This is a genomic window from Bacteroides cellulosilyticus, assembly GCF_020091405.1.
Classification (GTDB): domain Bacteria; phylum Bacteroidota; class Bacteroidia; order Bacteroidales; family Bacteroidaceae; genus Bacteroides.
Genome location: NZ_CP081903.1, coordinates 1,347,294 through 1,367,967, shown reverse-complemented (window position 1 = coordinate 1,367,967; position 20,674 = coordinate 1,347,294). Strand labels below are relative to the sequence as shown.

14 protein-coding genes and 1 pseudogene are annotated in these 20,674 nt (G+C 42.1%); all 15 read left to right on the top strand.

What is annotated here, in order from left to right; translation table 11 throughout:
- The first annotated feature begins 21 nt into the window (after positions 1–21).
- The 15 genes and pseudogenes from K6V21_RS04790 to ruvB all read left to right on the top strand — a co-directional run bounded on the left by K6V21_RS04790 (position 22) and on the right by ruvB (position 20,630).
- The gene (locus K6V21_RS04790; protein WP_224321007.1) at positions 22–2,484 is read left to right on the top strand and encodes a beta-glucosidase; all 2,463 of its coding nucleotides are present in this window, start codon (positions 22–24) and stop codon (positions 2,482–2,484) included.
- 34 nt (positions 2,485–2,518) lie between these two features.
- Positions 2,519–4,189, top strand: a complete 1,671-nt coding sequence (locus K6V21_RS04785; protein WP_217712818.1) for a GH32 C-terminal domain-containing protein — start codon at positions 2,519–2,521, stop codon at positions 4,187–4,189.
- A 27-nt stretch (positions 4,190–4,216) separates the two neighbouring features.
- Positions 4,217–5,767 (top strand): glycoside hydrolase family 32 protein, encoded by a 1,551-nt coding sequence (locus K6V21_RS04780; RefSeq protein ID WP_224321006.1) that lies wholly within the window; start codon positions 4,217–4,219, stop codon positions 5,765–5,767.
- A 195-nt stretch (positions 5,768–5,962) separates the two neighbouring features.
- A complete protein-coding gene (locus K6V21_RS04775; protein ID WP_224321005.1) occupies positions 5,963–6,664 on the top strand; it encodes a DNA alkylation repair protein in 702 nt (233 codons plus the stop codon).
- Between the two features lie 508 nt (positions 6,665–7,172).
- The gene (locus K6V21_RS04770; protein WP_224321004.1) at positions 7,173–9,116 is read left to right on the top strand and encodes a tetratricopeptide repeat protein; all 1,944 of its coding nucleotides are present in this window, start codon (positions 7,173–7,175) and stop codon (positions 9,114–9,116) included.
- A gap of 183 nt (positions 9,117–9,299) precedes the next feature.
- The gene (locus tag K6V21_RS04765; protein ID WP_217712814.1) at positions 9,300–9,947 is read left to right on the top strand and encodes a response regulator; all 648 of its coding nucleotides are present in this window, start codon (positions 9,300–9,302) and stop codon (positions 9,945–9,947) included.
- Between the two features lie 20 nt (positions 9,948–9,967).
- Positions 9,968–11,566 (top strand): hypothetical protein, encoded by a 1,599-nt coding sequence (locus K6V21_RS04760; protein ID WP_224321003.1) that lies wholly within the window; start codon positions 9,968–9,970, stop codon positions 11,564–11,566.
- 981 nt (positions 11,567–12,547) lie between these two features.
- A pseudogene (locus K6V21_RS26715) lies at positions 12,548–12,955 on the top strand (energy transducer TonB); the annotation flags it as partial.
- 94 nt (positions 12,956–13,049) lie between these two features.
- Positions 13,050–14,765: a DUF3488 domain-containing protein gene (locus K6V21_RS04750; RefSeq protein WP_224321001.1), complete on the top strand. Its 1,716-nt coding sequence runs from the start codon at positions 13,050–13,052 to the stop codon at positions 14,763–14,765.
- 261 nt (positions 14,766–15,026) lie between these two features.
- Positions 15,027–15,842 (top strand): hypothetical protein, encoded by an 816-nt coding sequence (locus K6V21_RS04745; RefSeq protein ID WP_224321000.1) that lies wholly within the window; start codon positions 15,027–15,029, stop codon positions 15,840–15,842.
- Positions 15,843–15,847: 5 nt separating this feature from the next.
- Positions 15,848–17,191 (top strand): hypothetical protein, encoded by a 1,344-nt coding sequence (locus K6V21_RS04740; protein ID WP_224320999.1) that lies wholly within the window; start codon positions 15,848–15,850, stop codon positions 17,189–17,191.
- Positions 17,192–17,252: 61 nt separating this feature from the next.
- On the top strand, positions 17,253–18,137 hold the full coding sequence (locus K6V21_RS04735) for an energy transducer TonB (RefSeq protein ID WP_224320998.1): 885 nt from the start codon (positions 17,253–17,255) through the stop codon (positions 18,135–18,137).
- A gap of 475 nt (positions 18,138–18,612) precedes the next feature.
- Positions 18,613–19,164 carry a helix-turn-helix domain-containing protein gene (locus tag K6V21_RS04730; RefSeq protein ID WP_224320997.1) on the top strand — a complete coding sequence of 184 codons (552 nt, stop codon included), beginning with the start codon at positions 18,613–18,615 and terminating at the stop codon, positions 19,162–19,164.
- Positions 19,161–19,463, top strand: a complete 303-nt coding sequence (locus tag K6V21_RS04725; protein ID WP_224320996.1) for a hypothetical protein — start codon at positions 19,161–19,163, stop codon at positions 19,461–19,463. The genes K6V21_RS04730 and K6V21_RS04725 overlap by 4 nt, the downstream gene beginning before the upstream one ends.
- Before the next feature lie 132 nt (positions 19,464–19,595).
- Complete coding sequence (gene ruvB / locus K6V21_RS04720) at positions 19,596–20,630, top strand: Holliday junction branch migration DNA helicase RuvB (protein WP_224320995.1); 1,035 nt, start codon at positions 19,596–19,598, stop codon at positions 20,628–20,630.
- Positions 20,631–20,674: the final 44 nt, after the last annotated feature.

Below are 20,674 nucleotides of genomic sequence, written 5' to 3'. Positions count from 1 at the left end.
CTGAATAAATAGAGACTGAAGATGAATATAAGAAGGTATTTTACCATAGGAATCCTGTTATGCGGAATAGGCATTCTGAACGCCCAGGTCGTTATTACTTCCGAGGCGGAGCAACGTGCAAAGGAGATCGTTGCGAAAATGACTTTAAAAGAGAAACTACGGTATATATCGGGTTATACGGGCGGATTTTCAATCTGCCCGGTTCCCCGTCTGGGATTGCCGGAGGTGTTTATGGCAGATGGACCGCAGGGTATCCGTAACAATACGAAAAGTACGATGTATCCATCCGGCATCCTGTCTGCTGCCACTTGGAATCGTGATTTGAACTACAGGCTTGGCAGAGGATTGGGACAAGATGCCAAAGCAAGAGGTGTAGGCATTCTGCTGGGACCGGGGGTGAACATTTATCGTTCTCCGTTGTGCGGGCGCAACTTTGAGTATTTTGGCGAGGACCCTTATTTGTCGGGTGAAGTTGCCAAACAGTACATATTAGGAGTGCAATCGGAAGGTGTGATTGCCACAATCAAACATTTTACGGCTAACAACCAGGAATGGGATCGCCACCATGTCAGTTCGGAAGTAGATGAGCGCACTTTGCAGGAAGTTTATTTTGCACCTTTCCGGAAAGCAGTGAAAGAGGCCCATGTAGGAGCTGTGATGAATAGTTATAATTTGCTGAATGGGGTACATGCAAGCGAAAATCGCTGGCTGAATATTGATATACTGAGAGATACATGGGGATTTAAAGGAATCCTGATGTCGGATTGGGTTTCCGTGTATTCTACAGTGGGAGCGGCCAATCATGGTTTGGATTTGGAAATGCCTGCGGGGGAGTATCTGAATGAAGAACTCCTGATGCCGGCTATAGAGCAAGGATTGATAACAGAAGCTACTATTGATTTGAAAGTACAACATATTTTGCAGACTTTGATAGCTTTTGGTTTTTTGGATAAGGACCCTAAAGATACTTCTATAGCTCTGGACAATCCCCATTCGCGTCAGACCGCCTTGGATATTGCCCGTGAAGGAATTGTATTGCTGAAAAATGAAGGGAACATGTTACCTCTGAAAGGTAAGACAGTAGTGATGGGGTCTAATGCGGAAGTGCTGGTAACCGGTGGTGGAAGCGGCTTTGTATCTCCTTTTTCTACTGTCTCTATTGCCGAAGGGCTGGAGCAGTTGCAAAAGCGGAATACAATCCGGCTGAAGGATGATTTGCTGTTTGATGATTTGAAGGATGCGATTTATGCAGATGAGGGTAAGCAGCAAAAAGGATTCAAGGCAGAATATTTCAAGAATGTAGAATTGAAAGGTACTCCTGATGCGACTTGTCTGGAAAATCAGGTTGCCCATGATTGGGGAACCGGTACACCATTGGAAGGATTTCCGGCTGACGGCTTTTCTGTGCGCTGGACTGCAACGTATGTTCCGGCAACCAATGGACTTGTACGCATGACGATGTGTGGGCGAGGTGGCTATAGGGCTTATATCAATGATCAACTGATCTGTACTGACCATCTGCCGGAACGTGAACAGGTGATAGAAGTGGAGGCGGGTAAAAACTACCGGTTGCGTGTAGAATATCATAATTATGGCGGAGATGCCCGTATTGGTTTGAAAACTGGGATACTGAATGAAAGTCTGTTAAAGCAGACATTAGCTCAGGCAAAAAATGTAGTGCTTTGTGTCGGCTTTAACAATGGTGATGAAGATGGTGGTATTGAGGGAGAAGGAGCCGACCGTTCTTTTGCCCTGCCTAAACCTCGGTTGGAGCTGATTCGCAGAGTGACTTCCTTACATGATAACGTTGTGGTAGTGGTAAATGCTGGTGGCGGCATTGATTTTTCCGATTGGGGTGATAAAGTGAAAGCGATTGTGATGGCTTGGTATTCCGGACAGGAAGGCGGGCGTGCAGTGGCTGAGATTCTGACCGGTGTCATCTCGCCAAGCGGGAAGCTACCCATTTCAATAGAGCATCGTTGGGAAGATAATCCGGTTTCGAAGAGCTATTATGAGAACATGAAGTTTGCCGAGTATAAGCGTACACAATATTCGGAAGGTATCTTTATGGGGTATCGGGGATATGATAAATCGGGTATAAAACCCTTGTATCCGTTTGGTTACGGGTTGTCATATACCACTTTTGCCTATGATAATCTAATTGTTGAAAAGAATGGGGTGAACCGGATAAAAGTAACGTTTGATATAAGTAATACGGGGAAAATGGATGCGGCGGAAGTTGCCCAGGTGTATGTGCATGATGTGAAGTCGTCTGTCCCGCGTCCGTATAAAGAGCTGAAAGGGTATGAAAAAGTCTTTCTGAAGAAAGGAGAAACCAAACGTGTCACCATAGAATTGGAAGATGATGCCTTTTCTTATTACGATATGGACAAGCAACGCTTCGTAGTAGAAAAAGGAGACTTTGAAATACTTGTAGGGACTTCCTCTGAGTGTTTACTGCTGAAAGGAAGTATAACGTTGTGATCCAAACGAATCTTGTGAATGATATAAGAACTATATGAAGTACATAAAGAATCTGTTATTATGGTACATATTGCTGGCAGGGAGTTTCCTGCTGGCATCTTGTGGAGATGACAATATAGTAACCAAAGGAAATCCGATAGAAAATCCTGATCCTGCACCTGACCCGGAAGCGGGACTGCGGGTGGTGAACAAAGTGAAGTACCGACCATATAACTATATGATGTGGGATAATTGGTACATTGTAAAGGAAGACTCGATCCATCTTTTCCATCTTCAGGGTATAGTGAATGGTGTTTCTTATCCTCGTGATACTAATTTGCGCGGATTCGGGCATGCCGCTTCCGGTGATTTGCTGCACTGGAATGAAAAGCCGGAAGTACTGTCTCTTTATGACAAGAATCTGGATAATGAGGCTGATTTCCGCTATACCGGGTGCACGGTAGAGCACCAAGGAAAATATTACACTTTTTATACCATGCGGAAGTGGGCGGGGCAGCGCATAGGGGTGGCTGTATCGGACGACCTGTATACTTGGACAGAATATGAAGGAAATCCTGTCATTGTGCCTGATGGACGCTGGTTTATAACTTTCTCCGGTAGTTCATCAGCGGGCAGCAGCTATGCGAACTGGGACCGGGTAGACTGCCGGGATATGGTGGTGGTTAAGGATAAGTCCGGAGGAGGCTTTTATGGCTACTTTGTTTCTTCTTCCGATATGTCTGGATTGACATCTCCTACGGCTGTTATCGGTTTGGCATATTCCACCGATCTGCTTCATTGGGAGCAACGCGGAATTGTATATTACCCGACAGGGGTCAGTATGCCGGAGATGATTGATGTCTTTGAGCACGAAGGCGTTTGGTACATGACTCTGACTACTGCTAAGGATAATGGCAGTCTGACTGCATTTTCCGATCCGTACATTACCCGTGGAACCATCTATGCCACTGCTGCTTCGCCCCAAGGACCTTTTGTGGAGGATATGAAGGACAATGTTCTGATAGGCGGACAGTTGAGCAGTGGTTATAGTATGCGTACTGTCTATTATCAGGGAGAGCGGAGGTTGATGTATGTAGATGTGGACAATGGCGTTTCCGTTTTGTCATTGCCTAAAAATATAGGGCTGAACAACCAAGGGCAATTGAGAGCCTTGTATGCCTCTGACCTGCTGCCTAAACTTCGTATTCAGGAGATTTCTCCGGTAATATATGACCAGCCTGCCAATAGTTTCGGCTGGCCTACATACGGTGGTCTCTGGAAAGAAAAAGAGGGAGTGTTTTCATGCAAGACAGACAAAGACAGTTGGCAGGCAGCTGTATTCGAAGGAGCTTCCGCCAATATGGAAATCTCATTTACCGTAGAGGATTTCCAGTGTTCTTCTTTCGGAATCGTACTTGCCAGACCTGCTGCGGAGATATCTTTGAGCGATTTGTCTCATATCCTGGTGATCGAGCCGAAGAAAGACCGGGTCTATCTGACCAATCATACCTGGGATTTCCAGAATTGCCGTTCTTATACTTTTGAAGAAGGGAGGAAATATGATTTTCGTGTACTCCTGATGGGGAATACGATTGAATTCTATATCAACGACGAACTGGTTTTTAATTCCAGTTTGTATAGTTCGGGCAATTACTTGCCGGGCATATTTGCCAATGACGGGACTTTGGATGTATTGAACCTGAAATTATTCAGGTTGGAAGAATAAGATACTATGAACTAAAAACATACTTATATGAAGAAAATTTCTGTTTTATCAGTTTTGGGCATATTGTTTTGTTTGTCTTCTTATGCCCAACAAAATAATTTCCCTTCGGGATATGATGTGGCTGCCATCCGGGAGTTCCGGAATAAACTGCTGGCAGACCCATATCGTCCGGTCTATCATTTTGCCATTCCGGAAGATTACGCTGTTCCTTCCGATCCTAACGGGTGCATATATTGGGGAGGACGCTATCATATGTTTCATATTTTCCAGGATCGTGGTGTGCATGTTTTTGCCCATTTATCCAGCTTGGATATGATACATTGGAGAGAACATCCCAAAGCTTTGTATCCGACTCATGAATCGAAGATAGAAGGTATTTTCAGCGGCAATTGTTTTGTGAATAAGAAAGGAGAGGCTACGATGCTTTATCATGGTGTAGGGCAGGGGAATAGCATTTCGTTGAGCAGTGATCCGCTGCTGGACCAGTGGAGGCAGTTGCCTTCCAATCCGGTTGTACCCGATCCGAAAGATCGTCCGGCTATTGCCAATGAGGCGGACAGAGACTCCGAAGGGGGTGCACCGTATGCTTCGTGGGACCCTCATGGTTGGGTAGAAGGAGATACATATTATGCTATTTTCGGTGGAAAACGTCCGGCTGTGTTTAAGGCTGTGGAATTGGATAAGTGGAACTATGTAGGTGATTTGTTTGGTACATATCTGTCGGATGTTTCAAAGAATGAAGATGTTTCTTGTCCCGACTTTTTCACTTTGGGCGGAAAGAAAGTATTGTTGTGTATCAGCCATCATTTGGGTTGCCGTTATTACGTTGGCACATGGAAAGATGAAAAGTTTTATCCGGAGAATCATGCCTGTATGTCATTTGCAGACAACACGTTCTTTGCACCGGAGTCCTTGTTGACTCCTGATGGGCGTAGGGTGATGTGGGCATGGCTATTTGATGCCAGAAGTCAGGAGGTTGTACAGAAAAGTGGCTGGAGTGGCATGATGAGCCTTCCCCGTGAGCTGTTCATGAGAAAGGATCATACACTCGGGATGCGTCCTGTCAGTGAGTTGCGCTCTTTGCGATATAACGAGAAATTGTATGCTGCACAGAATATATCGAAAGTAACCCCGCTGACCGGTGCCACTGGTGATGTCAAAGAGATCGTGGTGGAAATAGACCCTCGGGAAGCAACCAAATGTGGTGTAAGAATACTTGAGAGTCAGGATGGAAAGGAATATGGCGAGGTCTATTATGACGTTGCCGGTAAGAAACTTGTGCTTGATATGTCACGTCTGAATGCCATCGGGATGGCGCCTGTCACGCCGCTTGGAGTAGAGTTTAAAAAGATTGAGGAAGCGCCATTCGAATTGCAAAAAGGTGAAAAGCTGGTATTGGATATCCTGATAGACAAGTGTATTGTAGAAGTCTATGCCAATGAAAGGCAGGCTTTGGTGCGTACCAACGCTTTCTTCTCGGAATCGAACGAGAAGAATATCTCTTTATTTGGAGAGGGTGGAAGTGCCAGGTTTAAGAGTGTGACGGTGTGGGATATGATGCCTTCAAACTTCTATTAAAAGTATTGGCCGGGTCTGTAAAAGGTATTAGCAGAAATATAAAAATCTCCCTGTGGAGATGAATCATTCGTGGGAAAAGCTTTATATTTGGCACATCTTAGTTATAAGTGTTATCAAATGAATAAGCATGGAGTACGGCTTTCCTGATGTTATCCGGAGTTATGCCTCTAGTAGAAATTATGATACAATGAAATTATGCAGAAAACAAAGGAAATACAGCAGGAGCTGGAACAGTACATTGACCCGGTGAAACGGGAGTATCTTCCCAACTTCTTTAAAACCGGGAAAGGACAATACGGAGAAGGTGACAAGTTTCTCGGTATTGTCGTTCCCAACACCCGTATGGTAGCGAAGCGGCATAAGGATGTGCCGTTTGAGGTAATGGCAGAACTATTGCAAAGCGAATGGCACGAATGTCGCTTGTGTGCCTTACTGATGCTGGTGGAACGCTTTAAAAAGTGCGATGAAAAGGGGAAAAAAGAAATATTCGACTTCTATTTGTCGCAGACTTCCCGTATCAATAACTGGGATTTGGTAGACTTATCTGCTCCGGGTATTGTGGGCGAATATCTGAAGGATAAACCTCGTGATGTTCTTTATCGCTTGGCCGGTAATGAATTGCTTTGGGACCAGCGCATAGCAGTGGTTTCTACTTATACATTGATTAAAAACGACGATTTCATCGATATTTTAGCCCTCTCAGAGCATCTCCTTTACACTCGTCATGACCTGATGCAGAAAGCCGTGGGATGGATGTTACGGGAAATGGGAAAACGGAACAAAGACTTGTTGATGCAGTTTCTTGAAAAACATTGTAAAGTGATGCCACGTACAATGTTGCGTTATGCAATAGAGAAATTTCCGGAAGAAGAACGGAAAGAGTTTATGAAGCGGTAAGCGGCAGACATACGTTGTTGGCTACACTTTCGTCATTTCCGCTGCAACAAAGGCCCGGATAAGCAATCAGTGTGTCGTCTTCCCACTACGACTGAAGGTATTTCCCACTAGGACTGAAGGTATTTCCCATTACGACTGAAAGTACTTCCCATTACGACTGAATTCGTGTTTCACAACGACTGATCGTGTTGAAACACCAAGTGCGTTGTCACACAGATGGTTACGTGGCATGTGAAACTCAGTGTTACTCTGTGGTGAAACCTCATTACTGTATCGAAATAAATTAATTCTGCCAACAGGTAAAGGATAAATCTAAAATAGTGATTAGTAAGTTTGAAAATAAGTGATATGTGGTAAAAATGCCGGATAAAAATATACCGGATAATTTTCATTTTAAATGAAGAGTCTTAACTTTGTCACAATTTCAGCTGACTGGAAGATGAAATTCCATATGGCATTATCATTATGTTGAATGGGAGTTTATAGTGTATGGTAAATTGTGATGAAGATGAAATTACTACTTTTATTGATGTTTGTTCTGGCAGGGTGTACGAAACCCGCTACCTTGGATCTGCAAATTAACAGTGAAGCCGATAGTCTTTACGAGGAAGCTTGTGCACATTATGAAAATGAAGAAATAGATAGTTGTACCTATAAACTGGCAAAAGCCTTAGAACTATATCGTGAGAGTGGAGAAAACGAAAAGGTGGCTATCACCTGTTTGTCGTTGGGGCAATCCTACAATGGAATAGCTCAGACCGATTCGGCAAGACCTTATTTACTGGAAGGACTGAAATATTGTGAAGGGAATACAGCACTTGATAGTATCCGTGGACGGTTACTTACCGATTTGGCAAGTTGCTATATGATTGAGGGGGATATCCGGGAAGCAACATCACACTATCTGACAGCTTTGGATGCCACCTCTAAATCCGGTGATAGCGAAGCTTATCTGACCAATTGCAGTTCGTTGGGCGTCGCCTACCGTAGAATAAACCTTCCGGATTCTGCTCTTTACTATTACAGCAAAGGGCTTGAGGCAGCCATGAAAAGCAAGGACTATAGCGCTGTATCCAATTTGCATGCCAATATTGCCGTGATGTATATCTCTTTCAAACAACTGGAAAACGCGAGGGAACATGCACAGGAAGCCATTACGTATGCTCTGAAAGAAGAAGATGCTTTGGACTGGTTGCAGGCTTACTACATCTGCGGTTCTCTGTTGGTAAAGACAGGGGAATACGATCAAGCGATCAATTATCTGCATAAGGCTTATGGAATAGCTTCCCAGCAACAATCACCGCGTTTCCGGTTAAAAGTATTGTCAGCGCTATTACCCGCTTTTCAGGCTACTGCACAAGATGATTCGGTGCGTTACTATCTGAATGTATGTGACCGCTTTCTGGATGAATTACCAGAAACGAGCCATGAAGCTATCGGTATTTATGAGACAAAAGCCCAGCTCTTACTAAAGGAAAAGAAATATCGGGAAAGTTTGGATTTTTATCGAAAGTTGACGGGATTGATAAGTGCGAATTCGCCTACCGCTCCCTACGTGTGGTACAGCCGTATGGCCGAATGCTATCATAACCTGCAACAGCCTGATGAGGCCTACAGATATATGGAGCAAGCTCTCGAATTGCGTGATTCCCTGGCTGCGCAGGAGGTGGAGAAGCAAATGAGCGAGCTGCAAGTGCGCTATGATACTCAGAAGAAAGAACTTGAAATTAAGCGTCTGAAAGAATTACAACAGCAGGAAGAACTTCGCAGTCTTCGGCTCACAATTTGGTTTATAGCTTTTATCAGCTTTATGATTATCCTCTTGATCGTCCTCTTGTATAAACGCAAGTTGCAGCTCAGCCGTAAATATATTGACGGAATGGAGAACGAGCGCGCCCGTCTGGCACGCGAGCTGCACGATGGGGTTTGCAATGAACTTCTGGGACTGGAAATGGAACTTAAATCGGGATTTAATAGAGAAGAGGATAAATGTGAGTTGCTGGACAAACTGGGACGGAGCCGTGCAAATATCCGTAGTATCTCGCATGAACTGATGCCTCCTGTATTTTCTGATGCCACTATTGATGAAATTATAACAGACTATATCGATCATCTGAATATTCCTTCATCCATGCATCTTTCATTCGATGCCTCTACGTCCGATTGGAGTCTGGTATCCTACAATGTGGCCTATGAATTGTATCGTATTGTACAGGAAAGCATGAATAATATTCTCAAATATTCTTCCGGCACACAGATCTCCATTTCACTGTTGATGGATGGGGCGCATGTGCGGTTGGAGATATTCAGTAATGGAGTCATGAAGCGCTCTTCTTCCAAGGGCATCGGGATGCGCACGATGGAAGATAGGGTCAGATGTATGAATGGTACGCTTCATGTGGCTGCTGATGAGACCGGTGTGTGCGTTACGGTTACGGCTCCTATTAAATAAAGATTTATTCCATAATAGCTTTCATGTATGGAAAGTATACCATTGCATTTACATACTGCCTGTTGAAAAACTACGGAAAACAATAGTAGATTTAAACTAAAAATACCCTTCCTTTGCACAAAATAGTAAACATGATAACAGGGAGGACTAATATCTGACCACAAGCATATAAATAAAAGAAATATGGTGCAACTTCCATCGGATACATCGAAATACCATCTTCTTCTTATAGATGATCACCCTATTGTATTGGCGGGCATCCGTAACATTCTTGAAGTCTGTCCGGAAATAGGTGAGATATATGCGGCTGACAGTGCTGCGAAAGCTTTGGAACTTCTTAAATCCCACGATATCAGTATTTGCATGGTCGACATAGAATTGCCGGACATGTCGGGTTTTGAGCTGATAGAACAGATACGTTTGCTCTATCCGGGTATGCGTATTATTATTGAGACGATGCATAGTGAGGTGTGGGTGGTCCGTCGGATGGTAAAGGCGGATGTAGATGCAGTGATTCTTAAACAGTCTGATCCGGAGAACCTGCAAGAGGCGATTCAATCGGTTTTGGCAGGTCGTAAATACTACTGTCCACACTTCCAGAAATCCCGGAAGAAGCTTCCTCCTGAAATGTCACAGGTTCTCAGCAAACGCGAACTGGAGGTGCTGAAATGCATATCCGAAGGTCTGAAGAGCAATGAGATAGCAGAAACGCTGTATATATCAGTCAATACAGTGGAGTTTCACCGTAAGCAGATCATGCTTAAGCTGGAAGCCAAGAATGCATCTGATATGTTGATAAAGGCTATTAAGGGAGGTTGGTTGGAAATATAGGCGAGTAATAACTAATTGGTATGGATATGTATTCGAATGAAAAACATAGGGAAAATGGTATTTATGATATCATTTTATCAGTTTTATTTTACGCCATGATTTTTTGTGCTCCTTTTGTGGAGGTGGTGGTGAACAGACAAGTTGCTGAAACAAAGACATTGGCGGTTTTTTTGGAGGAACATAGCGATAATGCTGTTTCGCTGATTTTGAATGTCTTGCCTGTGCTGACTTTAGTGATAGGGGTGTTGAAATTCGCTTTTTCCAGGCTTTTTTACCATTATGTGCTGGTTGTGTTAGATTTGTATAATGGTTTGTTTGCTCTCGCAATGGGGATAGGATTATGTTGGGCAGCATCCACTGTTGCAGGTCAAGCACCAGTGGATCTGATTTTCTATAGTGTCAAATATCAGATGGGCTTCGGTCCTCTTATTCTGCCTTGCCTTGGCATAGGTTTTTTCGTTTATACCCTTGGCACTTTCTGTGGGTATTATAAATGGTATCCTTTGCAAACACTGTTCTGGGGAGTCTATTTGCCTTTAATTCGTCCGGCCATTGTCTATTCATTGTATGCAGTAATAGCTGTGATAATTTCAGGCGTCGGTACGAGCGAGAAATTGACTATAGTTATTTCTATAATAATTTCCATTCTAATTTTGGTTTTCGAGTTCTGGTTGCTGTATACTTATCGTAAGGAGTGGAATCGGAAGTTAAGAAGTCGTGCCAACCGCGGTCAACAGGAAGCTGTACTAACTGTGACTGCTACAGATGGGGAACCGGAAGGCGGTACAGAGATCTTGCTGCCTTCAGAAATGATTCCGGCTACTGTGGTCGTGCCTGTTAGTGAAGAGAAACAAAAAACGGAAGTTCCGGTTAGGCGGAAAACTTCTTTTTATTACATGATAGGGCTGGTTATATTAGTGGTAGTTATAGCTTTGGTTTATATTATAGGAAGAAGAGGAGAGGATAGGCCTGTTGATATTCCGGCTATTAAGGAAATGACTTTAAGCGGACAGGTAGCTGGTAAAGAAGTACAAATGGCATTGACGCAAATTGGAGATTCGCTTTATGGCAGTTATTCTTATAAGCATATCAATAACCCGATACAGCTGACGGGAAAGCAGATAGGTGTGGATTATATCATTGATGAAACTGTTAACGGCAAGAAAACTGGTACGTTTAAATTGTTTGACGGGGAGTATAATGGTGACTCTTTTTTCTCAGGAGATTGGAGTAATGGAAAGAGGAAATTTAATGTTCAACTTAATTATACAAACTACAAAATACTGCCTTCTACTGATGCTGACCACCCATTTGTAGGTGAGTGGAAATATGAAAAGGAGGACGGGACGGAGGTAAATTGTTCCTTGAGTTTATATAATCGGGATATTGATGATGATTATGGTAAGATAACTTCGTGGGTGAATGATGACTGGCATGAATATGAGATCGATTCTATTCTTTCGTTGGAAGGTAGGAAAGCGGTAGTACAGGCGAAACATGGTAATCGGCAAAAGATAACGCTGGTGTATGATTCTTCGAACCGGAGCCTCTCAGTAGATATAGATCAACAGGGAACTTATGTGCTGAGTTTGAATCAGGAGGGGAATAACTTACGATAGTAGAAGAAGATGAGATGAAAAATCTTAATTAAGATAGACTGTATGAAAGTCGGGAATCTTATTATGTAACAGAAGTACCAAAGAGATAGGATCATGAGAAAGTTATTTGTTTTACTTACAATGAGTTTGCTGGTAGTTACGGCTTCTGCCCAGAAACTTTCGTGGCCACCTAAGAGTTATCCAGTGAAAGTGCCTTTTACTGTGTCGGAAGAGGTGAAGTATTATTGGGATGTGCAGGGAGTTCTTTGTACGGGCCGTGGAAACGGAGGCTATAAGTTCAGGATATTGGGAACAGCCAATCACGACTTTACGGCAAGTAGAAGCATTAATTTTTATTATATAAGTACAGGGAATAAGATGACAGTGGCAGGCGCGTATTATTTCCCTAAGGTGAAAGCAGGACAGAAGTTTAGTTTTGAGATTGTTTCCGCTTTCTCCGGGTATACTCCGGCAGGCTTCAACGGGTTTTATATCCATGATGAATTGTTGAGGATTCCTAAAGAGGAAGTGGCTTTGAAAAGAGAAGAAACATCTACGTTGCCTGCGGTAGCCAATCAAGTAGATGGGCGTAATGTGTTGGCGGTAATGATTAATATGGCAGGTGAGGTGATGGCTGGGGATGATTATATAGGAAATCTCGGGCAACTGACAGAAAAGGTGAAGGAATTTGTTGCTAATCCTTATAATGATGAGAATCTGCCGGAAAAGCAGAAGAAGCGTATCCCTTACTTTGATGAAATAATGGTTACTTCCAATCATAAAGTTACCGTGTCCAGGAATGCTAAGACTACCGAAGCTGATCATCAGGCAGTGATGGCTGCTATTCGTGCAGCCTATAAGGAGCTGCGCGGGGAATTGGCTAATGAAAAGTTTGGGAAAGATTTTTCCAAATGCTCTTATCAGGAGCAAAAAGCCATTAGTCAGGTTTATCCACAGAACATAGAGGACTTGGGGATTAGGAATTTCTCTTCTGATAATTCGTCGGTACCACCGCCACCGGAAACGCTTGCTATTGTGGAGGACAAACCGGTTGAAATAAAATATGTCCCTGTACAGATAGAAGTTGATTCTGATAAAATATGTGATGATGCGGAGGAAATGCCCTCATTCCCCGGTGGGCAAGTGGCTTTGATGCGTTTCCTAAGTAGTAATATGAAATACCCGAAGGAGGAGCAGGAGTCCGGGACACAGGGAAGGGTTGTTGTGCAGTTTGTGGTCGGACGCGACGGTTCTATTTGTGATGCTAAAGTAACTCGTAGTGTTAGTCCTGCTCTTGATCAGGAAGCTTTGCGGATAGTCAGCGTTATGCCTCGCTGGAAACCCGGTATGAAGGGAGGCAAAGCCGTGAGGGTTCAATACACTATGCCGTTGATGTTTAGGCTCCAATAAAACATGAATAGATCGTGAAAAAGGGGAAAATACGGATGCGCAACGCGTGAATTTGAAATGATCTGCGTACATTAATCATTAAACGATAAAAGGGATGAATGCAATTCAAAGTTTGAATCGGAGAAAGTGGATACTCTCATTAGGGATCGTTGTATTTCTATTGCTCGGAATATCAGGGTGTAGCAAAGAGAAACCTTCACTGAAAGGTCGTTGGGAGATGTTTGTGGGAAAGGATCCAAGTCTGATGGGGCAGGAGTATGGAGTGGATAACCTTATTTACTGTATGGAGTTGGATTTCTCGGAACGTACTTTTGATACGGAAATGGAAGAACTGCCGAGCGGGAAGAAAAGTTATGGTTTTATGGATTTTTCCACTATGTCCCGCATTTATCGTTATTATATAGATTCGGTTTCCTACATAGGCAATAATAAGTATCGACTGGTGTCATTAGGGACTTACGATTTGCAACTTTATGAAGATACGCTTACTTTTAATCCGAAAACAAACGAGATTACTTATGGTAAAGATGATGTTTTCAAATACGTATCCGGTCTTAGACCGTTTGTTGGGGAATGGGAAATGATGGACAATGAGGGTACAAGCGAATATGTGAAACTTAGCTTGTATCAGGAAATAAAGGCACCGGATGAGTATCCATTGAACGGTCAGTCTTGTTACGGGTACATTGTTTATGACACAGATGTGGACATTAGTCACAAACTGATTACTTCGGTGGTTTCTTCCAATGCTTTGGGGGCAATCGTAATGGCTGTTTTTCCCGATTATCCGGAGGATAAGCCGATGCAAGTTCATTTTAATTATAATTGGAAAGACGGGACTCTGATAATGGACGGGGGAGCACCTTTACCCAACAAAAATGGAGCACCGGTTTTGGAAGAACTTTCTGCTAACGATTCTTTTTTGTTTGCAAAGGTAGGTATGTGGATTTTTGTTTTGGCCATTCTTTTGGTTGTATCCTTGATTCTACTGAATGTGCTGGATGTTGAGGGAGCAATACGTTTTTGGTTGCCTGTCATTGAATTGTTAGCAATGAGTGTTTTAATATTGTTTCTGGTCTGCAATATATTCTGCAACGAAGGAAAACTGGATTTAGGAGAGTCGGGTTTGATGAGTGTTCTGAAACTTTACGGGGCTGTTATTCTGGTAACAGGAAGCTTCCTGTTTGGTTTGTTCAGTATTTTATTGTGGCTTTATGAGGGCTTTGGTTATTTTAGCAAAACTCCCACAACCATTGCTGCTGTGATTGCCGTAATGCTTCTTGCAATTCACATGTTTACAGGGAATATGCTATTTGACATTCTTGCAGAACGCTTTTTCCCCTCATTAATGTACCAGGACGGACTATTTGGGTTTATAATGGCATTATTGGTAGTGGCTGTAGGTCTATTATTTATTGTGCAGATGATTATATTGGCTGTTTCTGTAAAAGGGATTTATCGGATTGCGATATTGTTGCTATATCCGGTATTCTTTGCGGCAGGGATAGTATTGCTGATATCATCAATGGCAGTGGTAATAGTTGCCATGATTGTCTGTGCTATCATTGCATTCGTATTAGCTCCTCGGAAGGTAAGTGAGAGTTCGGGTAATACTTTGCCTGAATCTTCTGATAATAGCAATGACTCTCAGGAGGAAGATTGTGATGCGATAATCAAAGGTGCCGGTCCTTTTGGTGGCGATGTAAAGGCGAAAGATATTAGTTTCTTTAAAGACAAAAGTCTCCTTAAAGGCGAAAATGGGAAAGAATATAAGAGAAATGATGATGGGAAATTAGAAGAACAGAATTGATAAGTAATCAATATATTATAAATTAGAGTTATAGATATGAAAAAGAATCTCTTCTCATGCTCATTTCTGGGGAGCATAATATTTATGTTGCCTGCTGTTTTATGTGGTTGTAATGGAACCGGAACGTTTACTGAGAAAAAATATACACCAGTATATGTGTATTTATCTACTACTCCTTACGTTGGAGAATCTTTTATGTTAAATTTTGTAGATTATCCGAGTGATCTGGTAAGGCTTGGACTGCGGGGGACGGTAAAAGAAATGAAAACAACGTCTGCTGCAGAAATGGTTCAGAAATTTAATGAAGACGGGAATTTGACGTCTCGAGGCTTGTGGTTTGATTCAAGTCATCGTTTTGGAGATGAATACAAGCGGGAATACGATGATGAAGGTAGACTGACAAAGCTTTATAATGCAAGGAATAAGTGGAAGGCAGAAGTGTATGCTTATGATGAATGGAATCGGTTGATAGAATGTAGAGCAGATGATTACATCCATACTTATCAATATACTGGTGAGGATAGATCCTGTTATGTGGTTAATACAGAATGTAAAAAGGAAAGTGAAGTAGCATTGTACTTCTTTTCGGGTATTCGTGATAATAAGAAGTTGGTGTTCGATACATATGATAAACCGGAAGGATACCGGATGATGGATGGAAACACACGTATGCATTTCCAGACAGAATGTCCTATGACGGAATTATGTAAGAGATTTACTAAGATATACTATCCGGATTCCCGATATTATAAAAACAAGATTGATTCAATAGTCAATACTTATAATGTCTCTTATAATGATAAAGAGGATGTGGAGCAATACTTGATTCATAGTGTGGAATATCCTTCCGGAAAAACGTGGGATTGCCAGATTGACTATTCTTATGAATACGATGAGCATGACAACTGGGTTGTTTTAAAGCTTTATTGCTCAGAACTCCGCAAGCTCTTGGGTGATTTCATTATTATACGGAAAGATGCGGAAGGGAAGACTTATACGGAAGATAGACGTATTATTTCTTATTATGAAACAGAAGTAGGGAATGAGGAAATCCATAAAGAACAAAAAACAAAATGATGTATATGAAACAAATTTATTTAGTGGTTTTTATGCTGTTGGGAAGTTTATCTCCCATATTCGGTCAATATGGCAATAATCCGCATCCGGTAGATAATAGGCGTTATTTTGGAGAATATCCCGATAACAGCCAATATAGTAACAAAACAGATGCGCAACGCATGAATTTAAAAGGAGATGTGCGCTTTATCATTGAGAAAGGTAGTCAATTTATTGATGCTCCTGTTGCCTACTATCAATATGATCAGGCGGGAAGACTCACTGCATTTATGGCTGAAGATGAACGTGGCATTGAGAAACTGTATGACGTTTATCAATTTGATAAATTGGGTAGACAGGTTGGACGCCAACAAGTAATGAATGGTGGGGATTTAGCCAATTTCCCGAATGAAGATGCTATACGTGAACTTCCGGAAAGTAATATGATAAAATATGAATATATATATGGAGCAGATGGAAAATCAACGAATGTAATCAGATGGTGGAGAAATTTTAAATATACAGGATACTTTTATTATGATACAAAGGGACGCCTGATTAAAGAAAAAACGACTAACAATCAAATTATTACTTATAAGTATGGCAATTATCCTTCTATGACTACGGTGCAAAGCTCTTTGGATGATAAGGGGGATGTTTATATGTATGACAATGAAGGGAAAAATATATCTGTTGAAGGAGAATATGAAGGGATTACTTACTATAAATTTGATGATAAGGGACGCTTAATTGAAAAGAAAACTTCTACAAGCAGCACGTATTATACCTATGATGAAAATGACAATGTAATAACAGAAGATGATTCTTCTTTGGGTAAATCTACCTATAAATATGTGTATGATAGTCATGGTAATTGGACGAAAAAAATACGCAACAATAAAGATATTACCACACGTACCTATTATTATAGCAAATCTCCTGATCTGTTTCCTACCTGGGTATCTTCTAAATTTGTAGGTTCTTGGGGTGGAAGCAATAATAAGGCAGATGGCAGTACTGAATATCTTTATATGGATTTGGATTTCAAAAATCATTCTATTAAAGATAATTTTGCCAATAATATGCTAGGTACATTTCAATATAAGGTTCGATTACCAGAAGGGCAACCGATGACATTGGGCTCCTACTATATCTATTATGTGCGTATGGGAGGGAATTACGCTGTCATTAAGTTCAAAACTTATGGGCCTTATGGCGAAGAAGAGTTTGGATGTGACACTGCTTATCAAGCGCTTCTAACTTATGACTCACAAAAGAAGACAATGAAGATAAGTAACATTATCAAAGTGGTGCCGGATTCAGGAGAAAAGGCATGTGTTATCAAGGAACAAACGATGACTTCCATGTAGTAAGGTAGGGATAAAGAGTGGATGGTATAGAATGTTATATTTACGCAAAAGAAATATGATTATGAGAAAGTTATTTGTTTTACTTACAATGAGTTTATTAGTGGTTGCGGCTTCTGCCCAGAAGTTTTCGTGGCCGCCTAAAAGTTATCCAATGAAAGTACCTTTTGCTGTGTCGGAAGAGGTGAAGTATTATTGGGATGTGCAGGGAGTTCTTTGTACGGGTCGGGGAAACGGAGGTTATAAATTCAGAGTACTGGGAATAGCCAATCACGACTTTACGATAAGTAGAAGCATTAATTTTTATTATATAAGTACAGGTAATAAGACGACAGTGGCAGGCGCGTATTATTTCCCTAAGGTGAAAGCAGGACAGAAGTTTAGTTTTGAGATTGTTTCCGCTTTTGCGGGATATACTCCTGCGGGTTTTCAAGGATTTTATATTCATGATGAGATGTTGAGCATACCCAAAGAAGAGAAGGAAACCAAGACTATAGGCAACATTCAGCAGAAGGATGCTGACAGAGCCTATTATGATTCGATACGCATAGTGGATTCAATAGCGGCAGTGGAAGCGGCAGAGGCAGAAATGGCTGCTGAACGTGCCGCGCGTGTAGTGACTGCTCCCAAATATCCGGGAGGGACTAGGATTCTGTATACTTTCTTACAGGAGAATATGCGTAAACCTCAGATTGCGATTGAAACGGCAGGATATGGTACTACTACCGTTGAGTTCATTGTGACGTCCGATGGCACAGTTACCGGTGCAAATTACAAAAGGCGTTGTAATGAGCGTGTTGATAAAGAAGTGATGCGCCTGGTGAATATGCTGGAAGGATGGCTTCCGGCAACGAAGGGCGGTCAGCCATGTAATGCCGTAGTGCAGGTCTCTATGTCTATTTTTCCTTCATTTAAGGCTTCGGCTCAATTTATAAGGGTGGTGCAATAGTGATGTTATAAGCGAAGTATTTTGCTGTCTTTATAGAATAAAGGTGTGCTGGAAGTTACAGGTTAGTTACTTTCAGTACACCTTTATTGTTATGGATTAAATGATATTGGAGGCGGGATGTAAGGACAGAAGTGTTTGTGAAAAGAATTAACTTATAGGGATTATCTCAAAATAAATTAGTTATTTTGCAGAAAACAAAAAGTTGTGGTATGAAGTCATTGTACATCAGGAACTACAAGAATCTTAAGTAAAAAAACTAAGCCTCATTGGGGATAAAGACTGCATGGGGAAATATTCCTTGTGCAGTCTTTATCATGATATGTGATTGCATGTGAGCCGCAAAGGCAGAGTTTCTTTTCAACATGAGCAAGCGGAGAAGGATGGAATGATGAAGGGAGGAAAGAAATTAAGTGAAAAATAGATAGGGTTCATCAGTTTGTACTATCTTTGCTCAATAGAACCAAAATATGGAGACATGGATTGCGAGAAGCAGACAACCGAATATAAGAGTCTTCTGAAAATTAGAACAGGAGATAAAGGATTCAAAGACTTGTCCGTGACCTGTGTTGCTTTGGCAAATGCACAAGGCGGAAGAATCTTTATAGGCTACGATGACAAGAAGAAAGCCCCTTTGCCGGGACAGCATGTCACGTCCGACGAAGTGAATGAGGCAGTGACTAAATTGCGTAGCCTCTGTTTCAACGTCGGCCTTGTAGCTTCTGAAATATGTACTGATGATACCGGCAGCCAATACTTTATTGTTTCTGTTTCACCTTCTATGCATTCTGTAGCTACTACCTCGGACGGACGTATTTACATTCGGGTGGCCGATAAATGTGAACCGGTGCGTAGCGAGGACTTGCAGCGTTTGGGCGAAGAGAAGGGCGCTTATCAGTGGGAATTGGTGAGGACCAAATACCTGCTTGATGGGGTTGCTTTGGATGCTTTGCGGCAGTTGGCGAATGATATTCGTAACTTCAGCTTCAAGAAGAAGACCGTTTGCGCAGCTATACGGATAAGTTGTTGAAAGATAATATTATCGGAAGGAATGGTGCGAAGAAAGGTACTCAGTTTTTTGTGAATCCCCAGTTGATAAAGAACGCAAAGGTAAATTTGAAGACAACTCTGAAAACAGTAGAACCTTATGTGTTGAGAACTCTAATTATGGAAGACTTGAGAGCACATCCTAAAAGTAAGATTTCGGAGATTGCGGGTCGGTTGCCGGGAGTCGATTTACAGGAGTTGAGGAAGATGGTTTATTCGATGGTGGATGTGGAATTAGCAACAGAAGGATTCAATAAGAATAGAGGCTATATATTGAAGTAATAAGTGGCAAAAAAAATAAATGAGAAATAAAATGGAAAATAAATACAATCAATGTGTTGATTATCAGTAAGGTTTTTTATTTTCTATTTCTCCTATAAAAAAAGAAAAGAAAAAGAATTGAGATAACTTAGTATGGAACAAGACGATTTTGACATACGCAATCAGCAATCCATCAGCAGTAAAGAACGCGATTTTGAGAACGCGCTTCGTCCCTTGTCCTTTGAAGATTTCAGCGGGCAGGACAAGGTGGTGGATAACTTGCGTATTTTTGTGAAGGCGGCTCGTCTGCGTGGCGAAGCACTGGACCATGTATTGCTGCACGGTCCTCCGGGATTGGGAAAGACTACGCTTTCGAATATTATTGCCAATGAGTTGGGCGTTGGGTTTAAGGTTACTTCCGGTCCGGTGCTTGATAAACCGGGTGATTTGGCGGGAGTGCTTACCAGTCTGGAGCCGAATGATGTGCTGTTTATCGATGAAATTCACCGGCTTTCTCCGGTGGTGGAAGAGTATCTGTATTCTGCAATGGAGGATTACCGCATTGACATCATGATAGACAAAGGCCCGTCTGCACGGAGCATCCAGATTGATCTGAATCCGTTTACGATGGTGGGAGCTACTACCCGTAGCGGCTTGCTGACTGCGCCTTTGCGTGCACGTTTTGGCATTAATCTGCATTTGGAGTATTACGATGATGATGTATTGAGCGGTATTATTCGTCGTTCGGCAGGGATATTGAATGTACCTTGCTCTACAAGGGCAGCTTCAGAGATTGCTTCCCGTAGCCGTGGAACGCCGCGTATTGCAAATGCATTGTTGCGTCGTGTACGGGATTTTGCACAGGTGAAAGGTTCGGGGAGCATTGATACCGAGATTGCGAATTACGCTCTTGAAGCGCTGAATATCGATAAGTACGGACTCGATGAAATCGATAATAAGATACTTTGTACCATTATTGATAAATTCAAAGGCGGTCCGGTAGGGCTTACTACCATTGCTACGGCATTGGGTGAGGATGCTGGGACCGTAGAAGAAGTATACGAACCGTTCCTGATAAAAGAAGGTTTCCTGAAACGTACTCCGCGCGGACGTGAAGTGACTGAACTGGCTTATAAACATTTAGGACGTAGCCTTTACAATAGTCAGCGTACCTTATTTAACGACTAAGAACAAATACTATCTCTATTTTCTTCCCGGACTGAGAATAAAGA